This window comes from Deinococcus sp., from assembly GCF_030523985.1.
Classification (GTDB): domain Bacteria; phylum Deinococcota; class Deinococci; order Deinococcales; family Deinococcaceae; genus Deinococcus.
Window position 1 is genome coordinate 1 of sequence record NZ_JAUNHK010000026.1, and the last position, 9,668, is coordinate 9,668.

Consider the following 9,668-nt stretch of genomic DNA (forward strand, 5'->3'; position numbering starts at 1 on the left):
TACGTGGTCACCAAGGCCGTGGACGAAATGGCGCGGCGGGTGCTGGAGCGCATCGGGGCCGACCTGGTCATCCGGCCCGAACACGACATGGGCGTGCGGCTGGCGCGGCAAATCGCCACCCCCAACATCGTGGACACGCTCGACCTGGGCGGCGACTACGCGATTGTCGAAATCGAAGCCAACGAGCGGCTGAGCGGCACCCTGCGCGAACTGAACCTGACCGGGCGCTTCGGCGTGCAGGTCATCGCCCTGAGCCGGGGCGGCAAGGTCGAAGTCACCCCCCGCGCCGAGGACGCCATCCGCCCGCACGACAAACTGGTGGTCATCGGCACCGGGCACTCGCTGGACGAGTTGCGGCGCTATCTGGGCGAGTGAGGAGCTGAGGGCCGCTCCCCTCACCCTCCGCTACTCTCTACTTCTCGCCCGCCTTGTCCGAGGGCATGGCACGGAACTCGGGGCAGGAGAGCTGTCCACGAATGCCTAGCGCGTCCACATGGCGCGATTTGGGCAGGTCGCCTATGGCGCGGGTGCCGGGGCGCAGCGGCACCGGGTCGGCCTCGTTCGGCAAGGTCAGGTTCACCTTGGTTCGTAGCCGCAGCGTGCGCTCCAGGCAAGCCGCCTGACGGGCATTCAGCACCACGTCGTATTCGCGTCCGGCGGTTTTCAGCACCACCGCGACGTCGTCGGGCTGGTAGGTCTTGAGGGTGCGCTGGGCCTGGGCCTGGGTATTCAGGGCCGCCGTCAGGGCCGCCAGCAGCGGCAGCAGTGTCGCCAGCAGCCAGACGGTCATGGGCCGCACTGCGCCGGTACGCAGCAGGGCCAGCAGCAGCAGCAGGGCCAGCAGGGTGAGGGCGAGGTAAACAGCGAGCATCGGTGCAGAGTGTAGCCCGTGACCTTGCCCGTGCCCCCGTGCGGAGCGCCGGGTAGATTGTGGGCCGTGTCTGCTCGCGTTTTCCCAGTGAATCTGCCCGTTCTGATCGTGGTCGCCACCGAGGGCGAGGCGGCGCGGCTGCGCGACCTGTCTGCGCCCCAGCTTGCCGACCAACCTGCCGCCGAAGTGGTGGTCAGCGGGGTCGGCCCTGTCGCGGCGGCCCTCAGCACGGCGGCGGCCCTGGCCCGCGCCCAGTACGGTCTGGTGGTCAGCGCCGGAATCGCCGGGGCGTATCCCGGCAGTGGCCTCCAGCCCGGCGACCTGGCGGTGTCGAGCCGCATGATTCAGGCCGACCTGGGTGCGCAGGACGGGACAGAGTGGCTGGGCCTGGATTCCCTGGGCCTGAGTGTGGAACCCCAAGTCACGCACCGGGGCGACTTTGTGGCCTGGGAAGGAGCCGCTGCGCTGGCCGAGCGACTGAGTGCCGCCTATGGCCCGATGCTCACCCGCAGCACCGTGACCGGCAGCCACGCGGAGGCCGAGCGCTGGGCACGCCTTTTTCCGGGAGCGCTGACCGAGGGGATGGAGGGGGCCGGGGTCGCCCACGCCGCGCTGCGGGCGAGGGTTCCGGCGCTGGAAGTGCGCGGCGTCAGCAATCCGGTGGGGCCGCGTGACCGGGCCAGCTGGCGACTGGCTGAAGCGCTGGCGGCGACCCGGCGCGGCCTGGAAGGAGTCCTGGCGCAGCTTCGGGCATAAAAAACCGCCGCTCCCAAGGCGGAAAGCGGCGGCAGACGTTGCAGCAGTTTACGAGTTCAGGCGCAGGTTCTCGCTGACGCTGGGCTTGTTGTCGGGGAAGTTGACATTCACGTTGACCGTGGTGCCGGGCACGGTTTCGGGATCCACGTTGATCCAGTGGCTCGCCAGGACAGGGGGGTTGGGCTGGGGGTCGATGGCCCGCACCAGCACGCGGCCCTGGGCAGGTACAAACACGCACCAGCCCGCGCCTTCGTCGGTGGCGGTGTTGAAGGCACGCACGGGCAGCACGCTCTGGAGGGTCAGGTCTTCGGGGGTGGCCCAGTACTCGATGAGCAGGCAACCGTGTTCGCGGTCGAGGTCGCTCTTGTCGATGTCGAACTGAATTTCGACGGTATCGGGCTTGCCGGGGACGAGATTGGTCCAGCCGGGAACCACGAAGCGGTTGCTCTGCACGCTCTTGAACTGCTGGGCCTGTTCAGTGGGATTCGTCATGAAATACACCTTAGCGCACCGGGCCACACTGCGCCTGAACCGGGCAGGAGACAGCAAAAAGCTGCGGCTTCGTGACCAGCCGCAGCCTGGAGCCTGAACCACTCAGGCCAGCTTGCGAATACTGCCGATGAGGGCCTTCATGGCAACGTAACCCACGGCAAAAAACATGAACGGCGTCAGGTTGATGCTGATTTCGGCGTCCTTCTCGGGTTCCAGAGCGTTCTGCTTGCGGTACTTGATCATGTCTTACAGGGTAGCGGCCCAGACACGGCCACCGGAGTACAGCGCGACTTAGAGAGGCTTTAGAGAACCGGGCCACCGTTCCCCTCTCCCCGTCCAGGCGGCGGGGACACCATCAGGGTTGCACGCCGTGTCACCCAGGACGTACAACAGGCGCACATGACTTCATTTCATCAGGCTGCGCCCCGGCAAATGCGGGCGCTGAGCAAGCAGCAGGCGGGCGAAGGCATCTGGATGGTCGAGACCGAGGTACCCGTCCCCGGCCCCAACGACCTGCTGATTCGTATTCGCAAGAGCAGCATCTGCGGCACCGACGTGCATATCTACAAGTGGGACGACTGGGCGCAAAAGACCATTCCGGTGCCGATGGTGGTCGGGCACGAATATGTGGGCGAAGTGGCGGGCATGGGATCCGAGGTGCGCGGCTTCGAGATCGGTGACCGGGTCAGCGGCGAAGGACACGTCACCTGCGGACACTGCCGCAACTGCCGCGCCGGACGCCGTCACCTGTGCCGCAATACCCTGGGGGTGGGCGTCAACCGCCCCGGCTCGTTCGCCGAGTATCTGGTGCTGCCCGCCTTCAACGCCTTCAAGCTGCCCGACGACATCCCCGACGACGTGGCCGCCATCTTCGACCCCTTCGGCAACGCGGTTCACACGGCGCTCAGCTTCGATCTGGTCGGCGAGGACGTGCTGATTACCGGGGCCGGGCCTATCGGGGTCATGGCGGCGGCGGTGGCGCGGCATGTGGGCGCACGCAACGTCGTGATTACCGACGTGAACGACTACCGCCTCGACCTCGCCCGCAAAATGGGCGTGACCCGCGCCGTCAATGTGGCCCGCGAAAACCTGTGGCAGGTCGCTGCCGAGGAACTGCACATGCACGAGGGCTTCGACGTGGGCCTGGAAATGAGCGGCTCCGGTCCCGCCTTCGCGCAGATGGTGGACGTGATGAACAACGGCGGCAAGATTGCCCTGCTGGGCATCCCGTCGAGCCAAGTGCAAATCGACTGGAACGCCGTCATCTTCAAGATGCTTACCATCAAGGGCATCTATGGCCGCGAGATGTTCGAGACCTGGTACAAGATGGCCGCCCTGATTCAGTCGGGCCTGGACCTCACCCCCATCATCACCCACCACTACGGCATCGACGATTTTCAAAAGGGCTTCGACGCCATGCTGAGCGGGCAGAGCGGCAAAGTGATTCTGGACTGGGGAACTGCGGGCGAAAGCCAGAGCTAAGACACCCCAAACCACATAAGGCCCGGAAAGTCCATTCACCTTCCGGGCCTTTCTTCAAGGTTGTATCAAGTCGCCGCGTCTAAACGGTAGGCATAGACGCTGAATTTGATGGCGGTGCGTTCTTCGTCGGCCACTTCGAGCTTGACGAACGCGGGCTGGGTGCTCAGGTCAAGCCCCTCGGCGTTCAGGTATCCCCGCGCAATAGCCAGGGCTTTGACCGCCTGATTGACCGCCCCTGGCCCGATGGCCTGAACCTCCACCCGCCCCTCACTTCGCAGCAGGGCAGCGATGGCCCCCGCCACCGAGTTGGGACGTGAATCGGCAGAGACTTTAAGTATTTCGGCAGTTGCTTGCAAGAGCGCCTCCAGACGGCTTTAGACTCAGTCTAAATCCTGACCCGGAGTCCCGAAATACACCCGGCGGGGGAGCAAGATGGGGGGAGGAGCGGTCCCCATAGTTCTGCGCCCCGTCAGGCAGGGCGGGCCGGGAGACGGCGGGCAGGCGGGCGAATGCCCAGCGCCAGCACCCCAGCGGCGACGGCCAGCACCGCACTTGCCAGGAACGCCGGGCCGTAGCTGCCCAGGGCGTCACGGGTCACGCCACCCAGCCACGACGCGAGCGCCGCCCCGACCTGGTGCGCGCAGAAAATCCAGCCGTAGACCGTGCCCACGTTGGCCCGCCCGAAGGTATCGGCGGTCAGGGCGGTGGTGGGCGGTACGGTGGCGATGTAGTCGAGGCCGAACAGGACGGCGAACAGCGTAAACCCCAGCCCTGGCGGCACGAACGGCAGCAGCGCCAGACTCAGGCCGCGCACCACGTAGTAGACGCTCAGCAGCAGCCGGGGGTCGGTGCGGTCGGTGAGGTACCCGCTCGCCAGCGTACCGACGAAGTTGAACGCTCCCATCAGCGCCAGGGTTGTGGCGGCAAATCCGGCGGTGAGGCCCAGGTCGCTGCAATAGGCGATGAAGTGCGTGCCCACGATGCCGTTGCTGGTAAAGCCACACACGAAAAAGGTCACAGTGAGCAGCCAGAAATCCCGGTGCCGCAGGGCGCGGCGCATCACGTTGGGGTCGGGTGCGGGCGGCGGGGCGGCCTGAGCGAGCGCGGGCTTACCGTCGGGCGTCAACCCCAGGTCTTCGGGACGGTCACGCAGCAGCAGCCACAGCAGCGGCGCAACCGCCAGGGCCGCCGCCACCACCCAGAGCGTGCTGCCCGCCCAGCCGTACTGACCGGCCCAGCGCGTCAGCAGGGGAATGAACAGCAGTTGCCCTGCACTGGTCGCCGCGCCGAACATGCCCACGACCAGCCCGCGCTGCCGCACGAACCAGCGTGTCGCCACCGTCGCCCCCAGCACACTGCCGACCAAGCCCGTCCCCAGGCCGCTCAGCAGGCCCCAACTCAGGTGCAGGGCCAGCGGCGAGCGGGCCAGGGTACTCAAGCCAAAGCTGAGCGCCACCAGCAGCAGCCCCGCGAAGGCCACCCGGCGCGGCCCGAAGCGGTCCATCAGGCGACCGGATAGCGGGGCCGCCAGCCCGAACACCAGCAGGCCCAGGCTGACTGAAAAGGACAGCGTGGAGCGCGAAAACCCCAGGTCGTCCTGCATGGGCACCAGAAAGACGCCGGGGGCGCTGCGTGCTCCGGCGGCAATCAGCAGGGCGGCGACGGTGACCGCCACCACCACCCAGCCGTAATAGAAGGAAGGAGCGGAACGCGGAGCAGCTTCGGGCATGACTGAGTGTAGGAACAGGTGACCGGAGTTGCAGCAACTTGCTCAGGCCATGTGGAAGAAGGGCCTATTGATTAAGGTTAGATAAAGTTTTGACGGGAGTCTCACGCTAGGGCACCCGCTCGGCACTGTCTCTGCGCCTCAAGCTCGTGGGCAAGCTGCGCAAGCAGGGCAACGTCCAGGGCAGGGATGAACCCATGACATCCATGTATGTCTCAGACATCGGCCTGCTGATTAGACTGCTCGGTGGACGACAGGAAGGACCTGTGCAGCCATCCCGAGCCGAGTGGACGGCCATCTCTGCTAACCTGCCCCTATTCCAAACGAGCGTTAGTTTTGTCTCTGGAGGTCACGCATGAAAAGCAAGAACGAGTGGATGCAGAGCGTGTACAGCCCCGCCACCCAGAAATTCCCGGAGCGCAAGTACAACTTCAAGAACCTGTCCGACATGGACCCCGAGCCGATCTACACCGCCGACGACCTGAAGGACTGGGATGCCGAGCGTGATCTGGGCTATCCCGGCGAGTTTCCGTACACGCGCGGCGTGCAGAGCAGCGTGTACCGGGGCAAGCTCTGGACGATGCGGATGTTCGCGGGCTTCGGCAGCGCCGAGCAGACCAACGAGCGCTTTCACTCGCTGCTGAAGGCCGGGCAGACGGGCCTTTCGACCGCCTTCGACCTGCCCACGCTGATGGGCTACGACTCCGATCATCCGTTCAGCAAAGGCGAGGTGGGCAAGTGTGGTGTGGCGGTCAGCAGCCTGGCCGACATGGAAATCCTGTTCCGGGGCATTGACCCCGAAGCCGTGACCACTTCCATGACCATCAACAGCCCCGCCAACGCGATCTGGGCCATGTACATCGCCAACGCGCAGAAGCAGGGCAAAGACCTGAACAAGGTCGGCGGCACCATCCAGAACGACATTCTCAAGGAATTCATCGCCCAGAAGGAATTTATCTATCCGCCCAGCCCCAGCGTGAAACTGGTCATCGACACCTTCGAGTGGGGGCCGAAAGTGCTGCCCAAGTGGAACTTTATTTCGGTGTCGGGCTACCACATCCGCGAGGCGGGCGCGACGGGCGTGCAGGAACTGGCGTTTACGCTGGCCGACGGCTTCCACTACGTAGAAAAGGCACTGGAACGCGGCCTGGACATCGACGAATTTGCGCCCCGCATTTCCTTCTTCTGGGATATCCACAACGACTTCTTCGAGGAAATCGCCAAGCTCCGCGCCGCCCGCCGCATCTGGGCGCGGCAGATGCGTGACCGCTACGGCGCGAAAAACCCCAAGAGCTGGATGCTCCGCACGCACTCGCAGACCGCTGGCGTCAGCCTGCCCGCGCAGCAGCCGCTCAACAACATCGCCCGCGTCGCTATTCAGGCGCTCGCCGCCGTGCTGGGCGGCACCCAGAGCCTCCACACCGACGCCTTCGATGAAGCGCTGGCCTTGCCCACCGAGGAAAGCGCCGCGATTGCCCTGCGCACGCAGCAGATCATCGCCTACGAGACAGGCGTGGCGGGCGTGGTCGATCCCCTGGCCGGCAGCTACTACGTCGAGAAACTCACCGACGACATCGAAGCCGCCGCAATGGGCTACATCGAGCAGATTCGCATGATGGGCGGCGTGGAAGCGGGCATCGACAACGGCTTTTTCCAACTGGAAATGGCCGAAGCCGCTTACCGCTACCAGCGCGAAGTCGAGACCAAAGACCGCATCATCGTGGGCGTCAACGAGTTCGTGCAGGACGCGGTGGAAGTGCCCATCCAGATTATCGACCCGGCCGTGGAGGAATTGCAGGCCCGCCGTCTGGCCCAGGTCAAGCGCGAACGCGACCCGCAGCGGGCCGAAAAAGCCCTGACCGACCTGCGCGACACCGCCGTCACGGGTGCCAACTCCATGCCCGCCTTCCTCGAATGCGCCCACGCCTATTGCACGCTGGGCGAACAGATGGACGTGCTGAAGACGGTGTACGGCGAATACACCGAGCCAGTGATGGTGTAATCCCGCCCGCAACGAAGCCGCCCAGGTCAGAGTTTTCGCGCCTGGGCGGTTTCCCGTTTCTGCCCCTGGTCATCTGGCGGATGCGCCGTTGGGGAAGCCCCCCTAAGATGCACCTATGTTTCGCCGCCGCCCTCCCCTGCCCCCCTTCCCGCCCGGCGCGGTGCTGGTCGGGGGCGCGGCGCGTGACTGGGTGCGGGGCGTGACCCCCAAGGACTACGACTGGGCCGTGCCCGACCCCGCTGCCGCCGCGAAAGCGCTGGCCGCCACCACAGGGGGCGCAGTCTTTGCACTTGACGAGGAGCGCAGTTACTGGCGGGTCATGGCGGGCGAACTTCAGCACGATTTCGTGCCCCAGCCTGCCCATCTGGAAGACGACCTGCGGCGGCGTGACTTCACGGTGAATGCCCTGGCGGTTCGGGAAGGCGGCAAAGTGTTCGACCCGCTCGGTGGGCAGAGCGACTTGAAGCGGCGCACCCTGCGGATGGTGTCGGAGGCCAACCTGCGGGCCGACCCGTTGCGGGCGTGGCGGGCGGCGCGGTTTCTGACCACGCTGGGCCTCCGCCTAGACCCCGCGACGGAGGAGGCCGTGCGGCAGGTCGCGGCAGACCTCGCGGCGGGCCACCTGCCCTTCCCAGCCTGGGAACGGGTGCGCGATGAGGTCGGGGCGCTGATGCACTCACCCGACGCCGCGCCGGGTTGGCAGCGCCTGCACGACCTAGGTCTGCTCACCCTGACCGTTCCTGAACTGCTGGAAGGCCAGGGGGTCTTGCAGGGCGGTTTTCACCATCTGGACGTGTTCGAGCACAATTTAGAAGCGCTGCACCAGCTTCTTCAGCGTCAGCCACAGGCACCCTCTCCCCTGCGCTGGGCTGCCCTGCTGCACGATGTGGGCAAGCCGCGCACCCTGGCGCACAGTCCCGACACGGGCCGCCGCAGCTTTCACGGGCACGACCGGGTGGGGGCCGAACTGACGGCGCAGATTCTGACGCGCCTCAAATTTCCCGGCGAAGAGGTCAAGCGGGCGGCGGCGCTGGTGCGGGCGCACATGGTTCCGCTGCCCGCCAACGAAACGGAGGCCCGGCGCTTCGTGCATCGCCGCCGTGAGCTGTTGCCCGACCTCCTCCACCTCATGCTGGCCGACCGCGAGGCGGCGCGGGGGCCGAGCAGCACACCGGGCAGCCGCCACGCCTACGCGCTGGGCTTCGAGCGGGTACTGGCGGCCCTGGAACAGCAACCGCAGACTCCCGCGCCCCTGCTGAGCGGCGAGGAGGTGATGGCCCTCCTGCACCTCTCGCCCGGTCCTGAGGTGGGGCAGGCCCTGCGCGCTCTGGCCGAAGCGCATGCTCTGGGCGAGGTCAATACCCCGGAGGAAGCCCGCGACTGGCTGCGCGTCCATGCAAAAGCTCGAAGCTGACCTGCCTCCACCTTCACGTCCCTAAAGACTCGCCCTACACCGGGGCAGCCCACGTCGCCGCGCTCGCCTCCTAGACTGAGGGGGTGAATCCGGCCAAGACCGCTTTCAAGACCATTCTCCCCGTGATCGAACGGGTGGTTCTCGCCACCGACCACGCCTTCAGCGGCTATATCCAGCCGCGCCGACTGCGGGGCAAACTGCTGCTCCAACCCTACATCGGCTGGGGCACCCCCACCGCCATCGAACTCACCGGGCGGGTGCTGTTGCCGCGCACGGTGGCGCCAGCCCGTAAGGGTGACCGCCGATTGCAAAACTTCCGCAACGTCATGCGGCGGCTGTTCTCCCGCGAGGTCGCCGGGGTACGCGTCATGGGGGTGCTGGCGGGCGAAACAGCCTGCGCCATCAGCGATTCGGACGGGTACTTCACCCTGCATTTCAAGCCCCGCGAAGCGCTGGCGGCAGGCTGGTACGAACTGGCCCTGAGCATGGAAGGCCGCGAGGAAGGCCCCACCCAGGCCCGCGTGCAGGTGGTCAGCGAGGCCAGATTCGGCATCATCAGCGACCTCGACGACACGGTGATTCAGTCGGACGTGACCAGTCTGCCGCGCATGCTGATGACCAGCCTGACCGGAAATGCCCGCACCCGCTCGCCTTTTCCGGGGGTCGGTGCCCTGTACCGCGCCCTGACCCGTGAGGGCGAAAAACGCAATCCGATTTTTTATGTATCCAGCAGTCCCTGGAACTTCTTCGACCTGCTGTGGCAGTTTCTGGAATACCGCCGCATTCCGCTGGGGCCGCTGTTTTTGCGCAACTGGGGCATGGACTTGCTCAGCGGGCACGGCGGTTACAAGCACAGTGTCATCGAGAGAATCATGGGCCGTTATCCCGATCTCAAGTTCGTGCTGGTCGGTGACAGCGGCGAAAA

11 protein-coding genes are annotated in these 9,668 nt (G+C 66.0%); 6 read left to right on the forward strand and 5 right to left on the reverse strand.

The window, feature by feature from the left end:
- Positions 1-375 (forward strand): TrkA C-terminal domain-containing protein (locus tag Q4C89_RS05795; protein WP_303101659.1); only part of this gene is annotated, 375 nt, incomplete at its 5' end.
- Positions 376-412: 37 nt separating this feature from the next.
- Here Q4C89_RS05795 and Q4C89_RS05800 read toward each other — a convergent pair.
- Positions 413-871: a hypothetical protein gene (locus Q4C89_RS05800; protein WP_303101660.1), complete on the reverse strand. Its 459-nt coding sequence runs from the start codon at positions 869-871 to the stop codon at positions 413-415.
- Between the two features lie 93 nt (positions 872-964).
- On the opposite strand from Q4C89_RS05800, the gene mqnB reads away from it, so the two are divergent.
- The gene (mqnB, locus tag Q4C89_RS05805; protein ID WP_303101688.1) at positions 965-1,627 is read left to right on the forward strand and encodes a futalosine hydrolase; all 663 of its coding nucleotides are present in this window, start codon (positions 965-967) and stop codon (positions 1,625-1,627) included.
- Positions 1,628-1,675: 48 nt separating this feature from the next.
- Here the strand turns inward: mqnB and Q4C89_RS05810 are convergent, their stop codons facing one another.
- Positions 1,676-2,119 (reverse strand): uracil-DNA glycosylase, encoded by a 444-nt coding sequence (locus tag Q4C89_RS05810; protein WP_303101661.1) that lies wholly within the window; start codon positions 2,117-2,119, stop codon positions 1,676-1,678.
- Positions 2,120-2,221: 102 nt separating this feature from the next.
- The gene (locus tag Q4C89_RS05815; RefSeq protein ID WP_303101662.1) at positions 2,222-2,362 is read right to left on the reverse strand and encodes a hypothetical protein; all 141 of its coding nucleotides are present in this window, start codon (positions 2,360-2,362) and stop codon (positions 2,222-2,224) included.
- Positions 2,363-2,551: 189 nt separating this feature from the next.
- Here Q4C89_RS05815 and tdh point away from each other — a divergent pair, with 189 nt between their 5' ends.
- A complete protein-coding gene (gene tdh / locus Q4C89_RS05820) occupies positions 2,552-3,601 on the forward strand; it encodes an L-threonine 3-dehydrogenase (RefSeq protein ID WP_303101689.1) in 1,050 nt (349 codons plus the stop codon).
- Positions 3,602-3,666: 65 nt separating this feature from the next.
- Here the strand turns inward: tdh and Q4C89_RS05825 are convergent, their stop codons facing one another.
- Together Q4C89_RS05825 and Q4C89_RS05830 are read right to left on the reverse strand one after the other, a co-directional pair.
- A complete protein-coding gene (locus tag Q4C89_RS05825) occupies positions 3,667-3,957 on the reverse strand; it encodes a stage V sporulation protein S (protein WP_303101663.1) in 291 nt (96 codons plus the stop codon).
- Between the two features lie 113 nt (positions 3,958-4,070).
- A complete protein-coding gene (locus Q4C89_RS05830; RefSeq protein WP_303101664.1) occupies positions 4,071-5,330 on the reverse strand; it encodes an MFS transporter in 1,260 nt (419 codons plus the stop codon).
- 352 nt (positions 5,331-5,682) lie between these two features.
- Here Q4C89_RS05830 and Q4C89_RS05835 point away from each other — a divergent pair, with 352 nt between their 5' ends.
- The 3 genes from Q4C89_RS05835 to Q4C89_RS05845 form a co-directional block, all read left to right on the forward strand.
- Positions 5,683-7,329, forward strand: a complete 1,647-nt coding sequence (locus tag Q4C89_RS05835; RefSeq protein ID WP_303101665.1) for a methylmalonyl-CoA mutase family protein — start codon at positions 5,683-5,685, stop codon at positions 7,327-7,329.
- A gap of 115 nt (positions 7,330-7,444) precedes the next feature.
- On the forward strand, positions 7,445-8,743 hold the full coding sequence (locus Q4C89_RS05840; RefSeq protein ID WP_303101666.1) for a CCA tRNA nucleotidyltransferase: 1,299 nt from the start codon (positions 7,445-7,447) through the stop codon (positions 8,741-8,743).
- An 83-nt stretch (positions 8,744-8,826) separates the two neighbouring features.
- Positions 8,827-9,668 (forward strand): phosphatase domain-containing protein (locus Q4C89_RS05845; RefSeq protein WP_303101667.1); only part of this gene is annotated, 842 nt, incomplete at its 3' end.